The sequence below is a fragment of the Sphingomonas sp. ERG5 genome (assembly GCF_000803065.1).
Classification (GTDB): Bacteria; Pseudomonadota; Alphaproteobacteria; order Sphingomonadales; family Sphingomonadaceae; genus Sphingomonas.
On sequence record NZ_JSXI01000045.1, the window covers coordinates 125,237 to 146,654 of the forward strand.

General features: G+C 63.5%; 16 protein-coding genes. 9 read left to right on the forward strand and 7 right to left on the reverse strand.

The window, feature by feature from the left end:
• Positions 1–163: 163 nt before the first annotated feature.
• The 6 genes from mgtA to OO12_RS16070 all read left to right on the forward strand — a co-directional run bounded on the left by mgtA (position 164) and on the right by OO12_RS16070 (position 8,272).
• Positions 164–2,821, forward strand: a complete 2,658-nt coding sequence (mgtA, locus tag OO12_RS16045) for a magnesium-translocating P-type ATPase (protein ID WP_235364826.1) — start codon at positions 164–166, stop codon at positions 2,819–2,821.
• A gap of 303 nt (positions 2,822–3,124) precedes the next feature.
• Complete coding sequence (locus OO12_RS16050) at positions 3,125–5,473, forward strand: TonB-dependent receptor (protein ID WP_034159705.1); 2,349 nt, start codon at positions 3,125–3,127, stop codon at positions 5,471–5,473.
• A gap of 20 nt (positions 5,474–5,493) precedes the next feature.
• Positions 5,494–5,727: a hypothetical protein gene (locus OO12_RS16055; protein ID WP_152616474.1), complete on the forward strand. Its 234-nt coding sequence runs from the start codon at positions 5,494–5,496 to the stop codon at positions 5,725–5,727.
• Positions 5,708–6,421 (forward strand): MgtC/SapB family protein, encoded by a 714-nt coding sequence (locus tag OO12_RS16060; RefSeq protein WP_235364827.1) that lies wholly within the window; start codon positions 5,708–5,710, stop codon positions 6,419–6,421. The genes OO12_RS16055 and OO12_RS16060 overlap by 20 nt, the downstream gene beginning before the upstream one ends.
• 64 nt (positions 6,422–6,485) lie before the next feature.
• Positions 6,486–7,577, forward strand: coding sequence for a sensor histidine kinase (locus tag OO12_RS16065; protein ID WP_082006584.1), 1,092 nt, complete (start codon positions 6,486–6,488; stop codon positions 7,575–7,577).
• Complete coding sequence (locus OO12_RS16070; RefSeq protein ID WP_082006575.1) at positions 7,574–8,272, forward strand: response regulator transcription factor; 699 nt, start codon at positions 7,574–7,576, stop codon at positions 8,270–8,272. Before OO12_RS16065 ends, OO12_RS16070 begins: the two co-directional genes overlap by 4 nt.
• A gap of 191 nt (positions 8,273–8,463) precedes the next feature.
• Here the strand turns inward: OO12_RS16070 and OO12_RS16075 are convergent, their stop codons facing one another.
• The 5 genes from OO12_RS16075 to OO12_RS16100 form a co-directional block, all read right to left on the reverse strand.
• A complete protein-coding gene (locus OO12_RS16075) occupies positions 8,464–11,682 on the reverse strand; it encodes a type I restriction endonuclease subunit R (protein ID WP_082006576.1) in 3,219 nt (1,072 codons plus the stop codon).
• On the reverse strand, positions 11,679–12,890 hold the full coding sequence (locus OO12_RS26975; RefSeq protein ID WP_052215939.1) for a restriction endonuclease subunit S: 1,212 nt from the start codon (positions 12,888–12,890) through the stop codon (positions 11,679–11,681). Before OO12_RS26975 ends, OO12_RS16075 begins: the two co-directional genes overlap by 4 nt.
• Positions 12,887–14,473 (reverse strand): type I restriction-modification system subunit M, encoded by a 1,587-nt coding sequence (locus tag OO12_RS16090; RefSeq protein WP_034159707.1) that lies wholly within the window; start codon positions 14,471–14,473, stop codon positions 12,887–12,889. Before OO12_RS16090 ends, OO12_RS26975 begins: the two co-directional genes overlap by 4 nt.
• Before the next feature lie 229 nt (positions 14,474–14,702).
• Positions 14,703–16,187, reverse strand: a complete 1,485-nt coding sequence (locus OO12_RS26980; protein WP_152616475.1) for a DUF5681 domain-containing protein — start codon at positions 16,185–16,187, stop codon at positions 14,703–14,705.
• Between the two features lie 273 nt (positions 16,188–16,460).
• Positions 16,461–16,937: a VOC family protein gene (locus OO12_RS16100; protein WP_082006577.1), complete on the reverse strand. Its 477-nt coding sequence runs from the start codon at positions 16,935–16,937 to the stop codon at positions 16,461–16,463.
• 117 nt (positions 16,938–17,054) lie between these two features.
• Between OO12_RS16100 and OO12_RS16105 the strand changes: the two genes are divergently transcribed.
• The 3 genes from OO12_RS16105 to OO12_RS16115 all read left to right on the forward strand — a co-directional run bounded on the left by OO12_RS16105 (position 17,055) and on the right by OO12_RS16115 (position 18,734).
• On the forward strand, positions 17,055–17,249 hold the full coding sequence (locus OO12_RS16105) for a hypothetical protein (protein WP_152616476.1): 195 nt from the start codon (positions 17,055–17,057) through the stop codon (positions 17,247–17,249).
• A 1-nt stretch (position 17,250) separates the two neighbouring features.
• Positions 17,251–17,607, forward strand: coding sequence for a hypothetical protein (locus tag OO12_RS16110; RefSeq protein WP_034159709.1), 357 nt, complete (start codon positions 17,251–17,253; stop codon positions 17,605–17,607).
• 74 nt (positions 17,608–17,681) lie between these two features.
• A complete protein-coding gene (locus OO12_RS16115) occupies positions 17,682–18,734 on the forward strand; it encodes a cupin domain-containing protein (RefSeq protein ID WP_034159710.1) in 1,053 nt (350 codons plus the stop codon).
• 68 nt (positions 18,735–18,802) lie between these two features.
• On the opposite strand, the gene OO12_RS16120 is transcribed toward OO12_RS16115, so the two are convergent.
• The gene (locus tag OO12_RS16120) at positions 18,803–19,972 is read right to left on the reverse strand and encodes an aminotransferase class V-fold PLP-dependent enzyme (RefSeq protein ID WP_034159711.1); all 1,170 of its coding nucleotides are present in this window, start codon (positions 19,970–19,972) and stop codon (positions 18,803–18,805) included.
• Between the two features lie 66 nt (positions 19,973–20,038).
• Positions 20,039–21,406 (reverse strand): sodium-dependent transporter, encoded by a 1,368-nt coding sequence (locus OO12_RS16125; RefSeq protein ID WP_034159712.1) that lies wholly within the window; start codon positions 21,404–21,406, stop codon positions 20,039–20,041.
• Positions 21,407–21,418: the final 12 nt, after the last annotated feature.

The window sequence follows — 21,418 nt, forward strand, 5'->3', positions numbered from 1 at the left end:
GCAATGCACACACCACCCAGCACCAATTTCTTGCGCCAGACGTGTGGACAAGCCGGTAACCTGATCCGGTTTCGTCGACGCGTCCCCGCGCGCCACGAAGGCCAGTTTCATGTTCAAGACCTCCTCCACCCGTCGGTGGCCGACCGGCCCCCGCAGAATCACGGTGCCGGCGAAAGATGGTGCGCGGACGCTCTCGCTGCGCGCCGCACTCGAAGCGCATAATGATATCAGGGCGACGCTGCTGACCGTCCGGGCCAATGCCGAGGGTCTTACCGAGACCGAGGCCAGGCTTCGGCTCGCCGAGACCGGCCCGAACGAGACCGCGCATGAAAGAGCGCCGCATTGGTCGCGCCAGCTGCTTGGCGCGTGCCGCAATCCCTTCATTATCGTGCTCGCACTGCTCGCGGGGATTTCGCTCGTCCTGGATTCCGGTGACCTCAAGGCGCCGATCATCATCGGCACGATGATCCTGCTCAGCGTCGTCCTGCGTTTCTGGCAGGAATATCGCTCGAGCCGGGCGGCCGAGGCCCTGCAGGCGATGGTCACGACCACCGCCACCGTGTTGCGGCGCGCCTTGCCGCGGGACTGCCCCGGCATTTTGCGAGAGGTGTCGATCCGGGAGTTGGTGGTGGGGGATATCGTCCAGCTCGGGGCGGGCGACATGATCCCCGCTGACGTGCGCCTGCTTGACTCAAAGGACCTCTTCGTCAGCCAGGCCGTTCTGACCGGCGAATCCATTCCGGTCGAGAAGTACGACACGCTTGGTGCGGTGGCGGAGAAGTCCGCGACGGCCCGGACCGGGCCCGACGCCGGACCGCTCGACGTCTCCAATATCTGCTTCATGGGCACCAATGTCGTCAGCGGACAGGGCCGTGCGGTGGTGGTCGCGACCGGACGCCACACCTATTTCGGCTCGCTCTCAAAGGCGATCGTCGGCCAGCGTGCCGAGACGTCTTTCGACAAGGGCGTCAGGAGCGTCAGCTTCCTGCTCATTCGCTTCATGCTGGTGATGGTGCCGATCGTGTTCGCGATCAACGGGTTGGTGAAGGGCGACTGGCTCGAAGCGCTCCTGTTCTCGCTGTCGGTCGCGGTCGGCCTGACGCCCGAAATGCTGCCGCTGGTGGTGACCGCCAATCTCGCCAAGGGCGCGGTGGCGATGTCGAAGCGCAAGGTGATCGTCAAGCGGCTCAACGCCATTCAGAATTTCGGCGCGATGGACGTGCTGTGCACCGACAAGACCGGCACGCTGACCCAGGACAAGGTGATCCTCGAAAATCATCTCGACATTGCCGGTCGGCGCGATGACCGCGTGCTGGAACTCGCCTGGCTGAACAGCGCACACCAGACCGGGGTCAAGAATCTGCTCGACGTGGCGGTGCTTGATTATGCCAGGGGCCATGCCGGCATCGAACGGCAGGCGCAGTATCACAAGATCGACGAAATGCCGTTCGACTTTGTGCGGCGGCGCCTCTCGGTCGTTGTCGGGAATGGCGACGGCAGGCATCTCCTGGTCTGCAAGGGCGCGGTCGAGGAGATGCTCTCCATCTCGAGCCAGGTCATGACGCCGACCGGCGTCGAGCCGCTCGACGATATGCGCCGGCACGACGTCGCGGCGCGGGCGCATGACCTCAATCAGGACGGCTTTCGGGTCGTGCTGGTCGGAACGCGCGCGTTCGACGTCGCCGAAACGAAAGATGCCTATGGTGTGGCCGATGAGGCGGGGCTGACCCTGTTTGGCTATCTGGCCTTTCTCGATCCGCCCAAGGACAGTGCGGCCACCGCGATCGAGGCGCTCCGGCGGCACGGCGTGGCGGTCAAAATACTGACCGGCGACAATGCCGTCGTCACCGCGAAGATCTGCCGCGAAGTCGGGCTGGATGTCGGCGAACCGCTGCTCGGACGCGATATTGCCGCGCTCGACGACGCCGCGCTCAGGGCGGTCGTCGGCAAGACGGTGGTGTTCGCCAAATTGTCGCCGCTCGACAAGGCGCGTATCATCAGGGCGCTCCAGGCGCTTGGCCACACCGTCGGCTTCCTGGGCGACGGGATCAACGACGCGCCCGGCCTGCGGGATGCGGATGTTGGCATTTCGGTCGATAGCGCGGCGGATATCGCCAAGGAATCGGCGGACATCATCCTGCTCGAAAAGAGCCTGATGGTGCTCGAAGACGGCGTGCTGTGCGGTCGGGCGACGTTCGGGAACATCATCAAATATATCAAGATGACGGCCAGTTCGAACTTCGGGAATGTGTTCAGCGTCCTCGTCGCCTCGGCCTTTCTGCCCTTCCTGCCGATGCTGCCGATCCATCTGCTGATCCAGAACCTCTGCTACGATGTGTCGCAACTCTCGCTGCCATGGGACGGGATGGACGAGGAGTATCTGGAAAAGCCCCGCAAATGGTATGCGGGCGACATTGCGCGCTTCATGGTGTCGATCGGCCCGATCAGCTCGATCTTCGATATCACGACCTTCTGCCTGATGTGGTTCATCTTCAGCGCGAACACGGTGGCCGACCAGTCGTTGTTCCAGTCCGGATGGTTCATCGAAGGCCTGCTGTCGCAGACGCTGATCGTCCATATGATCCGGACGCGAAAGATTCCGTTCTTCCAGAGCACGGCCGCTTTGCCGGTGCTGGTGCTGACCGGAATCATCATCGCCTTCGGCATTTATGTGCCCTTCTCGCCGCTTGGTGCCGCGGTCGGCCTCCAGCCGCTGCCCTGGTCCTATTTCCCGTGGCTCGTCGCGACGCTGCTTGGCTATTGCGTGCTGACCCAGCTCATCAAGACGCTCTACATCCGTCGGTTCAAGGCCTGGCTCTGATCATGCTCTGTCCGCACCTCCCGAAGCGGCTGCTCCCGCAACGGTCCGTTCCCCCGCCTGCCGCGGGATGGGCCGTGCGGGCGGGCCTTATCCTGAGCCTGCTGGACCATCGGGCCGATCCTTTCGGGCCCGGCGCTCCCTTCATTCTTCCGAAAGCGCCGCACCCCCCGCGACGCTGACACGACCGCCATGACTTTCACCCAGGCGGGGTCGCTCGGCGTCAGTCGGGTGCGGTGCCGCGCGCCCGAACGCCGGACGCGCCGGCCGGAACAGGCCCCCAGAATAGACCTAAGGAAAAACACCATGTTCGACCGCAATCTGACCTTCTTCAGCCTGATCGCGCTGCCGGTTTCGACGGCTGTTCCCCATGCTGCGTCCGCGCAGGCCATCGCCGCGCAGGACGCGGCCCCAACCCCGCAATCCGCCTCGCAAGACACCGATCCGGGTGACCTGCAGGACATCGTCGTGACCGGCCAGCGCACGCAGTCCGGTCGCGCGCGTCCGGCTGGTCCCGGCGAATATGAGCTGACCAGCCTGGATTGGCCCGATGTGCTGCCCGGCACCAATCCGCTGGCGCTGGTCAAGAATCTGCCCGGCGTCAGCTTCACCTCCACCGACGCCTATGGCCTCGACCTGTCGGACGCGTTCCTCTTCGTCCGGGGATATCGCGCCAACGAACTGGCCTTGAGCTTCGAGGGTATTCCGCTCGGCGACGGCAGCTATGGCAGCGTCACGGGAAATTCCGTGCTGAGCGTCGGCGTTCCCGACACGCTCGGGTCGATCAAGGTGGCGCCCGGCTCGGTGCGCGTCAGCACTTTCTCCAATACCGCCGATGGCGGAGAGTTACGCTATGCATTGGCCGACCCCAAGCAGAGGCCCGATGCGTCCCTGTCGCTCGCCTATGGCAGCAACAACACCGTGGTGACGAGCGCGTCGCTTAACTCGGGCGAACTGGGAGCGAACGGCCCCAGGATCCTCATCGGTGCGCAACGGGTGTTCAAGGACAAATATACCGGCGCGGGTACGCAGTTCATGATCCGCGGCAACGTCAAGGTGGTGCAGGACGTGCCGTGGGGCGATGTCACCGTCTTCTTCTCCGCTGCCCGTGCGCGCATCTGGGGCTATAACAACACCTCTTTCGACATGCTCGAAAAGCTTGGGTGGAACGGCACCGACATCCTGTTTCCCGACTATGCCTATGCCTATCGGATCAATCTTCCCGAGAACGCCAACAAATCGTGCGGCGCCTATACCTGCGGCGAATTGGCCGCGCTGAGGCCCTATGACACCGGCCAGAATACGGTCGATATGGTCGGCAACATCGCGCACCGGTTCGACATCACGTCCGATCTTTCGGGGCGCGTGGCGTTTTACGGTGCGAGCAATGTCACCAACATCGCGATCAGCGACGTCTCCACCCCTTCGGCCACCGGTGCGCCCTTTTCCAATCAGGTCTGGCAACCACGCTCCCGGCGTTTTGGCGGCACCGCCGAACTCAGCTATTCCGCCGGACGGCATACGCTATCCGCCGGCGTCTGGGTCGAACGTGCCTCATCCACCTCGGAACTCAACTGGTATAGCGAGCCGCTGCTCGGCCAGGGCGCGCCGCTGAAGACCGTCGGACCTTATGATGTCTATGGCCCCGCGTTCCAGACCAGGAACAGCTCGCGCTGGCGGACGCGATCGTTCCAGGCCTATCTCCAGGACGCCTTCAGGATCACTGACGCCGCGACGCTGACGGTCGGCTTCAAATCGGTCGACTTCACGACGGCGGGCGGCGGGGTTGGGCCGGACGAGGCGCCCAACGGCAGTTTGACGGCCCGCAGTGCCTTCCTGCCCCATGTGTCGCTGGATTGGCGCCCGGATTCCGCAACGACGATGTTTCTCGACATCGGCAGCACGATGATTGGATATCGCGTATCGCCGCGCGGCAATATCGGGCCCGTCTCATCGGCATGGGCCGCGGACGATCAGGCCACGTTCCAGGCGGCCTTGCCCAATCTCAAGCCCGAGAAGAACTGGAATTTCACCGTTGGGGCCTATCGGCGCCTCGGCGCATTCCGGATCAATCTCGACGCCTATTACGGCATCGTGCAGAATCGGCTGCTCAACGCATCGACCGGCCCGCAATTCAATCCGATCAGGACGGTGGGGATCGTCCCGCGTTCGACCATCATCGGGACCGACATCACCGTCAGCGCCGATCTGCTGCGCGGGGTCACGCTCTCGCAGTCGCTCTCGCTCAGCCGGTTCCGCTATGACAGCGACCTCGCTTTTCCCGGTGGCGTGCTCCGGCTGGCGGGGCGGAACCAGCCGGGCTATCCGGGAACCTCACTGACCACGCAATTGACGGCGAAGCGCGGCCGCTTCGACACCGGCATGATCAGTACGATCTATGCCAATCAACCCTTCACCTATTCGAATGACATCCATGTGCCGACCTACTGGATGGTCAATGCCTATGCGTCCTATCGGCTGCCCGACGTGTCGGGGATTCCCGACACCAGCGTCCGCCTCGACATCAACAATCTCCTCAACCGCAACAATATCGGCAGCACGGGCATTGGCGGCTTCTCGGCATCGGGGGATTATCAGACCTTCATGCGGGCGGCGCCCCGGCAGCTATTATTGACCGTGACATCATCATTCTGACCGCAAGAGCCGATATGGCGATGAGCGGATCGGTCTGGCGCAAGGTCCGGCTGGCCGGCGCGCTGCTGTGCCTGACATGCGCCGGGTCACTGTCGCGGCTGGTCGTCCGGCTGGCCTGGTCGGGCCTGCTCGATCCGCGCCGGGCGCGCGACGGGCTGCGCATCGCGCGCGCGGTGCGGCGGCGGGCCGTCCGGTTGGCTTTGCGTGTGCAGGCACGCGATATCGAAGGAAGGAATGAAGATCATGGCCATTGAGACGATGATCAGCGCCGTCCTCAATCTCGGCACGGCGTTCTCGCTCGGCAGCCTGATCGGGTTCGAGCGGCAATGGCGTCAGCGCCTGGCCGGCCTGCGCACCAACACGCTGGTCGCCCTGGGCGCGGCTGCGTTCGTGGATCTCGGCATACGTCTGGCGGGAGGCGAGGGCGGGACGCGGATCATCGCTTATGTGGTGTCGGGCATCGGCTTTCTCGGCGGCGGCGTCATCATGAAGGAAGGCACCAATGTTCGCGGGCTCAACACCGCGGCGACGCTTTGGTGCTCGGCCGCGATCGGGGCGATGTGTGGCGCCGGCCAGCACGGCTTTGCGATCATCACGACGGCATTCGTCATCCTGGTCAATCTGTTGCTCAGGCCCCTGGTGCGTCTGGTCCAGCGCCAGCCGCTTGCCACCAGCGAACTGGAAAGCCGCTACGCGATCTGGATCGTCTGTCATGGCGAAGCGGAGGCCCATGTCCGTGCGCTGCTTTTGCGTGACCTCGGCTCCGTCCTGCATGTCCAGGGACTGGAGAGCAGCGACATCGAGGGGAGCAACCGGGTCGAAGTCACCGCCCTGGTCCGGGCGGACAATCGTCAGGACCGCCTGCTCGAGCAGATCGTCGGGCGGCTGAGCCTTGAGCCCATGGTGACGGCCGCCCGGTGGCGGCTGACCAGCCTGGATGATATTTGAACGGCGTGTCGCTACGGTGATCGCGTGAACTGCCATGCGGAAAGGGGGCGAGGATATATTGAAGATGATATGGCCCGCGTTCCGTCTCGGTCGTCAGCCGCTCGACCGTCATCGCCCGGCGACGGTCGCGCGCTGGGCGTCGCTGATGATTGCCATCCCGGTCATTTTCGTCGCCGACACGCTGACCAATTACGAAATCGCGGTCGCCGTATTCTATGTCGGTGCGATCTTGATTGCCGCCGGGTTCCTGCCGGCACGGGGTGTCCTCGCCGTCTCGGTGATCTCGTCCTGCCTGACGCTGGTCAGCTTCTTCCTGACGCAGGGCGGCGCCTATGAAGCGGGCGTCGTCAATTGCATTCTCAGCATCTGCGCCATTGCCGTGACGACCTATCTCGCGCTTGAGCGGTCGACGGCCTTGCTGGCGGAACATGCGGCGCGGGCGCAACTCGCGCACCTTGCCCGTGTGAACGCGCTTGGCGAAATGGCCGCATCGATCGCGCATGAAGTCAACCAGCCGCTGACCGGCATCGTCGCGAGCGGGGCGGCCTGCCGCAACTGGCTGGCCGGCGAGCCGCCCAATATCGCGAAAGCGCAGCAGGCCATCGAGCGCATGATCATGGACGCCAATCGCGCCAGCGAGATCATCAGCCATGTGCGCAACCTCTCGAAGCGTGCGGAGCCCGAACGGGCATGGATCGATGCCGAAGCACTGGTGAGCGACGTGCTGACGCTGTGTCGCAGCGAGCTCGACCTGGCTGGCGTGGCCGTTGTCCGGAAATCCGGAAGCGGCCTGTTGCTGGTTTTCGCCGACGGCGTTCAGATTCAGCAAGTGCTGCTCAACCTGGTCCTGAACGCGCTTGAAGCGATGAACGGCGTCGACTCGCGGACCCGCGAATTGACGATCGAGACCATGCTGCTCCCCGGCAATGTGGCGGAGTTCGCCGTCACCGATACCGGCAAGGGGATTGATCCCGCGCGGGTCGAACAGATATTCGATCCCTTCTACAGCACAAAGGCGGATGGCGTGGGCATGGGGCTCGCGATCAGCCGGTCGATCGTCGAGACGCATGGCGGTCGCATTTGGGCATGCCCGCATCCAAGGGACGGCGCGGAATTTCACTTCACCTTGCCGGCACGGGCCTTGGGGGCGGTATGAGCGATATCAGCGGTATCCGCGATGACGGCGCTATCGGCGCTATCGGCGCTATCAGCGATGACGGGGCCTCGATCGTCTATATCGTGGACGATGATCAATCCGTGCGGGAATCACTAGCGGATCTGCTCTCCTCGATCGGGTTGCGCGCGATGGCCTTCCCCTCGGCACAGCATTTCATGGACAGTGAGCGACCGGATATCGCCTCCTGCATGGTGCTTGACGTTCGCATGCCCGGGCTCAGCGGTCTCGAATTTCAGGAAAGGATGGCGGCGATGGGCATCAGGATGCCGATCATCTTCATCACCGCGCATGGCGATGTCCCGATGTCGGTTCGCGCCATGAAGGCCGGCGCCATGGAGTTCCTGATCAAGCCATTCCGCGAACAGGATCTGCTCGACGCCATCCAGCAAAGCCTGACGCTGGACAAAGAAAGCCGCCGCAACGCGCAAGCCCGGGCGCAACTATGCCAGCGCTACGCCACATTGAACGACGGAGAGAAGGACGTGCTGAACCTCGTCATCACCGGCCTGCTCAACAAACAGATCGCGGCACGGCTTTCTCTCAGCGAAGTGACGATCAAGGTACGCCGCGGTCAGGTGATGCGTAAGATGGGCGCACGATCGCTGGTCGATCTGGTGCGATATGTCGAACGCATCCGCGAGGCTGGAGGCGGCTATCGGATTGAGGGAGGGTGACGGCTGATTGGGAACGTCAAAGGGATCGGGATGGAATGCCGGTCTGATGGCGCATCCTGTGCTTCGGGCATTTCCCATTGGGGTCGATGCAGATGACCGAGCGGTTGAATAAATGGGCGATGCGGGTGACGCCGTCCCTCAAAACACTGCGGTGGCGGGTGGCCCCAATTACTGAGACTCTATTCGCCGTCTCAGCTAATACCTTCATGCCCGGAATAATGATCGAAAACCCATTCGTAGGTTTGGGTTACCTTACCGTGCCAGATTTCATCGTTATAGGCGGAAGGCAGGGCATCCAACGATTTCTGGATGGCACTCCGTACTGCGGCCTTGGCGCGTTCTTTCAATCGCCAGTCGAGAACCAGCTTCTCCCGCTTCAGGGTCTCCAGCATAGCCCTCGCGACCTGCTTGACCAACGCGAGTTCGTCGGCGGTCAGTTCGGGTTCCGGCTTCGTGAGGATGTCTACGATCGCCAGTTCTTTCTCTGACAATCCCTCGCGGATTGCCCGACCTTCTTCCTCATCAAGATCACGGATGAAGGCCATCAGCGCCTCGAACAAGCGCTCTACATTCAGGCTGCCCGCATTGTATTCGGCAATCAGCTCCTGGAATCGCTCGACCAGTGATGATCGCGTCGGGTTCTGCGCCGCCAGCTCTTCCAGCTTGCGTTCGATGGCGGTGCGGAGCTTCTGTGTCTGAGTGCGTTTTTGTCCCTTCGCGAAACGCTCGCGCAACTTGTCAAAGTCGATCCGCGAAAGGTCGAACAGGCCCTCCATGTCGTCGCCCGATCGAACCGGTGCCGTGATCTCGACACCGAGGATGGCCTCGTCCAGCAACGCTTCGATCGCGTCGGCGACGCGCTGGACCCGAGCCTTTTTTTCCGGGTCTTCCCGCAGGGCGCGGACTTTCTCGGCCATGACTTGGAGGACAGCCGCTTCCACGCGCCACGTATCGGCGGTTGGATCGGGGAGGACGGCCTTGAACAGGTTCCAGACATTGCCGGCGTGCCGCAAAAATGCCTGTTGCTCCTGATCGGTGCCCATGACCGCTTCGACCGCCTCGGCCAGCTTGGCAATTCGGTCGAAGCCTTTGGCGCTGACAATCTGGGTGGGATCGACCGAACGGCGGCGGCAATAAGCCATCGCCTCGTCCACCGCTGTTTTCAGCCTGGCGACCAGCGCCGCCTTTTCCTCGATCGGCTCGGTGCCGTCGGTGGATGGCTGGGCATAGATCGCCAGCGCCTTCTGCAAGTTCCGAAACACGCCCACATAATCGACGATGAGGCCCGCCAGCTTCCCCGGCGCCGTGCGATTTGCGCGCGCGATGGTCTGCATCAGCGTGTGGTTCTTCATCGGCTTGTCGAGATAGACCGTCGAGCAGGTCGGTACGTCGAAGCCGGTGATCCACATCGCGCAGACAAAGACCAGCCGCAGCGGATCGGCCGGGGCCTTGAACTTTTCGTCCAGATCTTCCTTCACCATCCGTTCGCGGTGGGGGCGGATGTCCAGGCCCTTGGCGGCCATATCGGCGATCTCGTTCTGCCCCTGGCTGACGACCACGGCCATGTCGGTTTCGTGCAGCCATTCGAGTTCGGCCTGGGCTGCCTCCCGAGCATCGCCAGACAGCGACTGGATCGCCTTGCCCTTATCGGCCAGCGCGGCATCCCAAACCGCACGGACCTTGCCGTGCATTCGCACGGCGGTTTCCTTGTCGATGGCGATGAACATCGCCTTGCCGCGGTAGCCGCGGCCCATGAAGTGGCGGACGACGTCTTCCGCGATCCGGTCAAGCCGGTCCTCGCGCTTGATCAGGCTGTATTGCCGCGCCAGCTTGCGTTCCAGCGCAAGGGTGTCGTCATCGTCCAGGTCGGCCTCGGCGATGATCGCATCGACCGCCTCGTCAATATCGCCCGATGCCAGTTGCAACTCGGGAATGCGGTTTTCGTAATAGAGCGGAACGGTCGCCCCATCCTCGACCGACTGGCTGAAATTATAGACCGAGATGTAATCGCCGAAGACCTCGCGGGTTTTCTCCTCGCCCGCCATCAGTGGCGTGCCGGTGAAGCCGATAAAAGCGGCATTGGGCAGGGCGCGCCGCATATTGGATGCCAGTACGTCATACTGGCTGCGATGTGCCTCGTCGGTGACGACGATGATGTCGTCGCGCTGCGAAAGCTCGGGATAGGTCTCTCCCAACTCGGTCCCGAATTTGTGAATCAGGGTGAAGACGAAGCGGGCATTCCCCGAAAGCAGCTCCTTCAGATGCGCCCGGCTCTGCGCCTGCACCTGCGGCAGTGGGAGCGAGAAGGCCCCGCAGGCCTGGAAGAACGCGGCGATCTGGCCGTCCAGCTCCTGCCGGTCGGTGACAATCAGGAAGGTCCATCCGCCTGGCTTCGTGCGCAGCACCTTCTGCGTGAAGGCCAGCATGGACAGCGACTTGCCCGACCCCTGCGTGTGCCAGAACACGCCCAGCTTGCCGCCCAGCTTGCCGATTTCGGCCACCGCCTTGTTGACGCCAAGATACTGGTGGTTCTGCGCGATCTTTTTAATCAGGCCGTCGCGGGTTTCCTCGAACACCACGAAGTTCTCGACAATGTCGAGCAGCCGCTCCGGCGAGCAGGCGGCGGTGAGCACGGTGTCGAGGCTGACGACCCCTTTCGCGCCTTCATCATCGATGCGCTTCCATTCCTTGAAATGGCCCCATGCGGCAAGGGGCGCGCCGATGCGGGCATCGTCGCCGTTGGACAGCAGCACCAGCCCGTTGCCCCAGAAGATGTGCGGCACGGCATCGCGATAATCGCGCAAATTCTGGTCATAGGCGGCCTGCGCGCTGCGGTGACTGGCCTTCAGCTCGACGAACAACAGCGGGATGCCGTTGACGAAGCCGACCAGATCGGCGCGGCGCTTGTGGATTTCGCTGGCGATCCAGAATTGCTGGGCGATCAGCAGATCATTGGCGTGCGGATCGCGCCAGCCGATCACGCGGGCGATGCGGGTTTCGCTGGTGCCGTCGGGTAGCGTGGTGCGCACTTCCACGCCGTCGCGCAGCAGGCCGATCACTTCGCGGTTGGCGGCGATGGGGTTCATGTCCCCCCGATTGCGCATCAGTCCATCGACGACTGCGCCGATGGCATCTGCATCGAGGCCTGGGTTCAGCCGCTCGATCGCTGCGCGCAGCGGGCCGGGCAGCATCGCCTGGCGAAAGCTGGTGCGCCCGGTGCGTGGATCGGGCGCGAGGGCCAGCGGGGTTTCGGCGTAGAGATTCTCGTGCCGCCACCCCAGTTCGATCAGCCGCGCGACCGCCGGGTCTTCGACCATCTGCCCCTCGCCGAACGCCGACAGCACCCGGCCCAGCGATTCCTCGCGGGTCGGATAGCGGCCGGAATTGTGAGGGCCAGCGGGTGGCGTCATGCAGCGGCGGTCTCCAATTCTTCCTCGGCGGCGCGGACTTCGATTTCGCCGGAGATCAGCTTGGGCAGGAGCAGGTCGCGGGTGGTGCGGAGGTTGGTGTTTTGTACATGCAAACGGGCGGCTAGCTCCAGCATTGGTCCGGCATGATTGTGGAAGCGGTCCAAAGCCGCAGAATCCGGCAGCAAAATGTCTGCATCAGCAAAATCTTCGCTGCCCACCGCAGGGTAGGCCGAACCCTTGGCTCTATTGGTCAGATACGCCGTGAAATCCGAAGTCGTGGTTGCCACATAGAGGTAAGACCATGGAACGGCTGTTGATCTCAATACGGAAAATCCGGTTGAAGCGACAGTGTTCTGTTCCACATCGAGAAGTAGAGCGAATGAACGGCGATTAGGGCGCACGTTTGACCAGATGACATCTCCATGACGCACTATACGTCGCGCTCTACCGGGAGCATCGGCAAAGTCCATCCATTGCACCTGATCGACCCTCGCGGGCGAAACGGAGGCAATGTCGATATAGCCGATATGGGCTGGTAGAGATTTTGGCTTGATCGATTCCGGGTTGATAGCAGCGACGGTTCCCAACTTCACCGATGGCCAGCCAGCGTCCACACCATTCCCAAACCACTCCTCGAACAGGCGGCGGGCCATGTCTTCGAGGACAGCGATGCGTCGCGTGTTGTTTTCGATTAGGTCGTCATAGGCGGACAGGATGTCGCCGATGCGGCGCTGAACTGTCACGGGTGGCAATTTGACCCTGACCTCGCCGATCCTCGACGGTGAGGTATGCCGAACCTTGGTTCCGCTTGAAGTTGCTCTAATTTGCTGCCTTACTGGACGGGAATTGAAGAGATAATAGGCGAACTGGAGGTCGAACCTGTCAGGCCGGATGGCGGAAACGAGGCCAAGTCGTTGATTGTGGAGATAGATACGACCCACAGGTGTCTTCGCTGCCGAACCCAGCAGTCCTTCGGCTTGCTCGGTCATTGCAACGATGAGTGAACCCGGCTTCAAGACATAGCCTTCCGGAATAGAGCCACTATAGAATTTCTCGTTGTCGCCTTTCGACTTGAATCCCCCTTCGTCGAAAAAATTGCCAGGCGTGACGACAACTTTGTCCCCTTGATTGGTGAAGAACTCGCCCTTGAACGCGAACCCGTGTTTGACGTGCAACACGTCCGCAAGTCGTGATTCAGTCCAATTCACGCCAGCAACTCCGCCACATTGAGCGCAATCCGCCCCTGCAGTTCCACCGCCTCGCCGTTCAGCCGCTCCAGTTCCTCCTGCAAAGCCTCCAGCCGTTCCTTGAAATCCTCGGTGTCCGCTTCGCCCTCGGCAACGCCGACATAGCGGCCGGGATTGAGCGACCAGCCCTGCGCTTCGATCTCCTTGCGTGAGGCCACACGGCACAGGCCGGGCACGTCGACATAGTTATCCAGCCCGCCCAGCCGCTCGCGCAGCAAGGCCGTCGATCCAAACGCCAGTTCCGGCTCGCCGCCGCGCCACAAGCGGACGATATTGGCGAGGAACTCGATCTGCTCATCACGGAAATCGCGGTGCGCGCGGTCGACCTGGTTGAAGACGTGCCGCGCGTCGATGAACAGCACTTCATCGGCACGGCTCGTGCGCGGCTTGGCGCGGTCGAAGAACCACAAGGTGCAGGGCAGCGTCACCGTCAGGAAGAAATTGGGGCCGACCGAGACGATCACGTCCACCGCGCCGCTTTCGATCAGCTTGCGCCTTATCTCCGCTTCGCTGCCGCGCGCGTCCGCCGCACTGTTGGCCATGACGAAGCCCGCACGGCCATTGTCGTTCAGCGCCGAGTAGAACTGGCTGATCCAGATATAATTTCCATTGTCCGTGCTGGGCAGGCCGAACGGGAAGCGCGGTTTCACCACCTCGGTCCCGCTCGCGGTCACCGTCTTCAGCTTGGTCTTGTCCACGCCCGACACGTTGAACGGCGGGTTGGCCATGACAAAATCGAACCCGCCGACCAGCGGCACGCCTTTGAACGCCTCCGGTACATCATCATAATAGCTGTTGGTGTCGGCGATCGTGCCGGACAGGCCGTGAACCGCCAGGTTCATCTTGGCGAGGCGGATCGTCTCCTTGGTCTTCTCCATGCCGAACAGGCTGATCTCCTTGTCCGGTGCGCGCTGGTGGCGCTTCACGAAGTCCGCCGAATGGACGAACATGCCCGCCGACCCGCAGGCCGGATCGAGGATGCGGCCATGGAACGGCTCGATAATCTCGACGATCAGCCGCACGATCGAGCTGGGGGTGTAGAATTCGCCGCCCTTCTGCATTTCCTGCTTGGCGAACTCGCCCATGAAATATTCGTAGACATGGCCGAAGGCGTCACCGTCGATCTCCAGTGGCTTGAGCAATCGGATCAGCTCGATCAGCGTGTCCTTGGGGATTTCGTTGAAATTCTTGGGCAGGACATCTTCCAGCTCGACATTGTCTCGCTCGATATCCTTCATCGCATTGTTGAGCGCACGGCCGACATCGGCATCTTCGGGCAAGCCGAGCAGATACGAAAACCGCGCTTCCGGCGAGAGGTAGATCACGCCTTGCGCCTTGTAGTCGTCCGGCCCGGGCTTGAGCCGGGAGCCGGCCCTGGGTGCCAGCGTCTTGTCCACGCTGGCGAACTGCCCCTCGGCATAACGCAGGAACAGCAAGCCAAGCACGGGGCGGCTATATTCCGAAGGCTTGAGCCCGGAATTGGCGCGAAGCTGGTCCGCCATCTTGAACAGGCTGGTCTCGATTACCTTGGGGTCACTGGCCACTTATTTTGCACTTTCGTTCTTGAATTGCGTGCTCACGCGTCTTCCTGCGTCGGCGGCATGTCCCAGAATTTCTGCCACAGCACATCCTGTAAGATGCGGCGGTTGCTGATTCTTTATTCGATGTCCGTTTTTAGCATAGGGGTGGGGCTGTCAGCCTGCATCCACCCTGCCAATTTATCCAGGCCCTTCACCGAGATAGTCGACAAGAATGCCAAGTTCACCCCAAGAATCACCCATCCCCACCCCCACCCAAATGCCGCTCAATCACCGCACACAGTGCCACCACTTGATCCCGCCGCCGCCCTGAAAGCTCAGCGAAGAACGGCCGCGTCGCCCAGTTCACATCGCGCTGGTGCCGCGCCGCATCGGCCTTCAGCCGGGCGAGCGTGGCGCGCAGGCTGGTCAGTGTCGCGCGCTGGCCCGGCGCCGGCGGCCTTGGATAGGTCACCGTTTCCGCCTCGGCATCGATGGTCACATCATCGGGCGGCGGCATCGGCGCCTCGACCTTGATCTCCATATCCCTGGCGACGTCCAGCACCTCAAGCCACGCCGCCCGATAGATGCTCGCTTCCGCCGCCGCCTGCGCCGGATCCAGCGGCGCCTCCATGATCGGCATCACGGCATGGGCGGCGCGTTCCGTCCCATCCCGATCTTCCCCGCCTTGCCAGTCTTCCCCATCTTCGCCCCCCGCCAGGCCGCCCCGATCCGCACCACCCCGCGCCGCATCCTCGGCCGCCATGCGCGCCCGGGCCGCGGCCATGCTGAGCTGATGTTCGTGCTGCTGGCGGTCGCTGTTCGCCAGCGCGCGCAGCGTCTTGCCGCGCGCCCGCGCGTCGGGCGGACGCCGGTCGGGCTCGATCTGGTTGGCATAGCGTCTCGGCAGATTCTCCGCGATCAGCGCGCGGATCTCGTTCAGCGCGAACCAGTCGCACCAGGCGATGGCCTTGTCATATCCCTCCGCCATCGCGTCGATCGCCGGACGCCGCGCCGGCAGGTCCGCCTGCAGCTCGGCGTGCATCGCGGCCAGCTGATCCAGCGACAGCAGCGCGTCCGGCGCTGACCCCGGCCAATGCGCGGTGCCGCGCACTCGCGCGATGATGACATCGTCCGGGTGCGGCACCGGCGCGGCAATCTCCGCGTTCAGCGTCGCCGCCCGGGTCAGCACCAGAGTCCAGAGCGCCTGATACTCCTCGGCTGCCTTCAGCGCCGGGGATTGGCGCACCGGGTTCCCGGACGGGTCGACGGACGGCGCCAATGGCGCTGCCCATCCCAGGTCGGCCGCCGTCATGCTCTTCGCCGCGCTCGGTTCCGCCGTCGCGGCGCGTTCCGCCGCATCGGATCGCATCACCAGCTGCGCCATCGTCGTCAGCGCCAGCCGGTTGCCGCGCGCCGCCTTCATCGCCACTTCGCGGAACGCCGATTGCAGCGCCGGGATCTCGACCATGCGCCCGCCGGCCTTCACCCGCACCATCCGCCGCGCCTCGGCCATCAGCATTTCATGGAAGGAATCGAGGGCCAGCTGCGGGACCACCGCGTCGGCGGACCGCACCTTGCGTTTCTTGCCGCCCGGATTGGCGCGATTGCCTTTCTTGAAGCGATGCTCGACCGGCGGCTTGCCATGGCCCACCGCGTAATCGCCCGGCGCGGCGCTTCCTGCCGCCATCCGCTCGGCTGCCTCCCCGGCTCGATTCACTTCGCTGTCTGGCATGGTCATATCGGCTCTCCGGCATGGGCAGGGCGCATCGCGCGCCACCGGTAAAAGCCCATCCGGCCGGCCAGTTGAATCGAGCAGAGCATGATGACCGCCCCGCAATTCCCGATCTTCCCGCAAGGACCCCGCAAAACTCCCGTGCGGATCCATCAAAACTCCCGCAGCTTTTCCCGCAGACTCCCGCAGCACCCCCAAAAAAGCATTTTCCTCCAGAAACTCCCGCAGCTGCGGGAGTCTGGCGCCGCGGCTCGCACTGCGCGTCCGGGCGCGTCGCCCTCAGCCGCGCGGCGTGCGCACCCAGCTCAATATCTCGATCCGATAGCCTTCCGGGTCATTGAACATGAAGGCGTGGATCGATCGCCGCGCATCGATGCGGGTGGTCTTGCGTTCCTCGACGATGCGGATTCCCTGTGCGCGAACCCGGTCATACCAATGGTCGATCGCCCGCGTGCCATCGACCACCATCGTCACCATCACCGGCTTTTCCTCGGACGGGCGCAGCGCGCCGCCGGTCGCATTGACCAGCCCGATCGTCGCGGTCGATGTCAGCGGAAACAGCCGCACCCAGTCGGGCGTCGACTCCGGCGCGCGGCCGAGCAGCCGCTCGTAAAATCGCGCCGCGGCGGGCAGGTCCTTATAATAGAGAAAAGTGATCTGCCCGCGCAGCGCAGGGGCCGGCTCGCGCCCGCGCGCCATCGCCGGCGATGTGCAGCAAAGCGCCGCCAGCGCCATTGCCCAACCCAGTTTCCGCATCCCGCTCTCCACAATTAATATCCGTTTTCATATGAAAACATTTGACACTTATCCAGCGCAATCTAAGCTCCGGCCACTGAAAATGCGATGGGGAGAGGCCAGGCTATGGATGAGAAAATGACGACCAACCGGCGCGAGGCGCTGGGATTTGCGTCATTCGCGGTGGCGGCGATGACGATCGGTGCGCCGGTCGCGGCCGCCTCGGGCGGCACGCCGGCGCGGTCTTCCGCCCGCCCTACGGCCGAGGAACTGGAGCGCGCCAAGCGGCTCTATGGCGGCGAATTCGGCGGCGGCAACGGGGGAGGGCGCTGACATGGCGATCTATGAAGTCGAAAGCTGGTTCCCGCTCCAGGGCAAGGAAGCCGAGCATGACGCGGCGATGAAGGATTTCCTGCAATGGGTGAATGCGCATCGCAGCCTGTTCAAGGAATGGAAGAGCCTGCGCTATTTCATCCGCGAGATTGCGGGCTCCAGCAGCGGCCGGCATTTCATCGTCTGGGAATATGACGATCTCGCCAGTTTCGAGGCGTACAAGAAACGCCGTCGCGATTATCCCGGCCCCTTTGCCGAATATAAGCTCCACGACCCCTATCATCTGGGCGTGATGGACCATCGCAATATGGAACTCGAAATCTGGTACGAGGATCATCGTGCGCTTTGGCTGACCTGATCCGGCTTGACTGACCTTGTCGCCCGTCGCCCCTGTGCGGCGGGCGGCCACATCGCGATATGGGGAGATGACGAATGGCTGACGCCGTGGTGGCAAGCCGCAAGCCCTTCTACAAGGAACTACAGGCCGGGCGCAGCTATCTCTGGTGCGCCTGCGGCCGATCGAAGCGGCAACCCTTTTGCGACGGTCGTTCGCATGAGGGGACCGGGATCGAGCCGGTCAAATACACCGCCGCCGTCGACCGCGAGGAAGTGTTGTTCTGCGGCTGCAAGCAGACCGCGACACCGCCCTTTTGCGACGGCGCGCACAGTAATCTTCCCGGCGGCTATGCCGATGAACCGGACAGTGTCGAGGACCTGCCCTGGGCGGAGAGCGACGCGGCGGGCGTCCGCGTGCTTGACGGGCATTGCTATGTCATCCGTGCCGATGCGACGCGTCCGGCTGATGCGCCCGATTGGTGGTGCCGCACGATCGTCTCGACTGACATGGGCGCGCAGCATCAGGCGCAATTCTATGCCGAACTGACCCGCAGCCACTCGCCCGTCCTGGCTTCCACGGCCGGTGACGTGGTGCTGTGGGTGGTCGGCGGCGCGGGCGCGGTGGAGATTTCGGGGCGGGGCTTTGCCATCGCCGGCGATACCGGCGTCTATGTCCGCGCGGGCGAAGCGTTCCGCTTCACTCAATCGGGCGACGCGGCGCTTGCCGTGCACATCCATGCCTGCCCCGCGACTCAGGCGCTCGACACGCTCGATGCGATGCCGGACAATTTCGACACCGTCTGGCCCGACCGGCTCGTCAGTGTCGATGAGAGCCAGCGGCACGCCATGGGGCCGCGCTATTTCCAGCTTCTGGTCGACAAGCGGGTGGGATCGACCACCGCGACTCAATTCATCGGCCATATCCCGCAATCACGGGCGGAAATGCACCGGCATCTGTATGAGGAGGCGCTGGTCATCCTGTCGGGCGACGGCGTGATCTGGAACGATGGCGCGCGGGCGCGCGTGGCGGCGGGGGACGTGATCTTCTTTCCGCGCAAGCACCGCCATTCGCTGCAATGCACCGCGACCGACGGCATGAATGTGGTCGGGCTCATTCACCCCGGCGACAATCCCGGCATCAATTATTGAATCCGGCCACCGAACAGCGGGCGGATGGAAAGGGGAGGCGGCCGGGCGGTCGCCTCCCCCTTTTTTGCTTATGCGGCGGCAAGCGTCGCGGTGTCGCGGCACAGCCCGCTCGCGACCAGCGCCGCAACGAAGCGGTCGACCTCGGCTTCGATATTATAGGCATGGAAGCCGGCGCGGATATTGCCGTCGCGGCACGACACGACCATGTCGCGTTCGGCCAGATAGTCCACCAGCGCCATCTCGTCGCGCGCGGGGATGGCGATCATCGGCCCGCGCAACGCATCCTGGTCGGGCGTGGCGACCGCAATGCCCGCCTCGCGCAGCCGGTCGAGCGCATAGCGTGTGAGGCCGCGGACCCGTGCTTCGATCGCATCGACACCCGTCGCCAGGATCAGGTCGAGCCCGGCGCGCGCGGTGTACAGGCTGGGGACGGGCGGCGTCCCGGCCTGAAAGCGCCGCGCATCGGGGCTGGGATCGTTGGCGAAGATATCCATCGCATTGATATCGGCCTGGGCAAACCAGCCCGACGTTCCCGGCAGGAGCGTGGTGGTCAGCGCCTCGCGCGCCCACAGGAAACCGCTCCCCGCCGACCCCAGCAGATATTTGAGCATGCCGCCGACGCAGAAATCGACCCCCAGCGACTGCACGTCGATCCGCTCGGTGCCGATCGACTGATAGCAATCGAGGATCACCAGCGCGCCACGCTCATGCGCGATCCGGGCGATGTCCCGGATCGCCTCGGCGGGCAGCTTCGCGCCATGCCGGTAACAGACGTGCGACAGGGTGACGATCGCGGTGTGCTCGTCGATCGCCGCATCGAAATGCGCGACCGGGATGGTGCGGTCGGCCGCCTCGGCGACATGAACCACCTGCGCGCCGCGCTTCTCCTGCGCGTGCCAGATCTGCGCGCTGGTCGGGAATTCGTAATTGCTCACCACTGCCTTTGGCCGCGCGCCGAAATCGATGCAGCTCGCCACGGCGTTGATCCCCGCCGATGCCGATGCCGTCACGGCCACGTCGCGCGAGGATGCGCCAAGCAATCGCGCCACGCGATCGCGCACCTCGCCTTCCAGCCCGACCCATCCGCCCCAATCGGCCCCATGTTCGGTGCGATTGTCGAGATAATGAGTCATCCCCGCACGCACGCTGTTGGCCAGCAATCCGTAAGAGCCGCTGTTCAGATAGAGCTTTGTTTCAACCGTCGGAAACTGCGCGCGGAAATCGGCAAAGGCGGCCATGGCGGATTCTCCATAATTTATATTCTTTTTTATATGTAAAAAAATGCATCATCAATCCAGCAAATTCTACAGGAGCAAATGCACGCCCAGTCCCAGGATCGCGATCGGCGCGACAAAGCGAATGACGAAACGCCACGCGCCGAGCATCGTCGGGCGCAACCCCGTCTCGCGCGCACCGATCAGGCCACGGCAGCTCCATCCGACAAAGATCGCCAGGAGCAGCGCATTGGCGGGCAGCAGCAGGTTGGCGATGGAGAAGTCGAGCAGGTCGAACGCCGTCTTGCCGGTCACGCCGGCAAATGCGAGCGGGTGGAAATCGGACAGGGTGCTGAACGACAGCAGCGACGGCAGTCCGACCAGCCAGATCGCGAAGCCGGCCATCGCCGCCAGCGGCGCCCGGCCCATGCCGGTCTTTTCGCGCAACCATGCCACAACCGGTTCGAGCATCCCGACCGCTGTCGTGAACGCACCGAGCGCGATCAGCCCGAAGAACAGGATCGCGATGATCCGCCCACCCGCCATCTTGCCGAACACGATCGGCAGGGTGACGAAGATCAGATTGGGACCCTCGGCGGGCTTGAGGCCATATGCGAGAACGGCGGGAAAGATCGCGAAGCCCGTCAACAGCGCGACAATGATCACACCGCCCGCCAGCGCCATCGACGATCGCGGCAGCGACGCTTCAGCCGGAAGATAGGCGCTATAGGTGATCAGCACCCCGACGCCGACCGCGGTCGAGAACAACGCCTGGCCCAAAGCGGTCAGCACGCCCTCCGCCCCCAATGCGGCGAAATCGGGTTGCAGCAGGAACTGGGCACTTGGCCCCAGGCCGACCGTCAGCGCGTTGTAAATCACCAGCCCGATCAGGATCACGAACAGCGCGATCATCTTGATCCGCGACACCGTTTCGATCCCGCGCCGCACGCCCAGCCCGACCACGATCGCCGTCGCCATGATGAAGGTCAGCTGGAGCAACCCGCCACGGACGGGCGAAGCGGCGAGCGCGCCGAACATTGTGCGCGATTGCTCGGCATCGAACCCGGCGAACCCACGCGCGATCGACGCGATGCTATAGTCGATCGCCCAGCCCGCGACGATGCTGTAATAGCTCAGCCCGAAAAAGGGGATCAGCAGACTCAGCGTTCCGATCGTGCGCCAGCCCCGCCACGCACCCGCGGCGGCGATCGCACTGTCCACGCTCGTCATCGCGCTGCCATGCCCGCGCTTGCCGATCGCCATTTCGGCGATCATCAACGGCACGCAGATCGCCACCACGAACAGAATGTACAGAATGACAAATGCGCCACCCCCGTTCGCACCGGCGACATAGGGAAAGCGCCACAGCGTGCCGAGCCCGATCGCCGCCGCGCCGATCGAATAGAGAAAGGCCAGCCGCGATGACCATTGCTCCCCCTGAACCTCATTTTGTCGCATCACCCCTCCAAT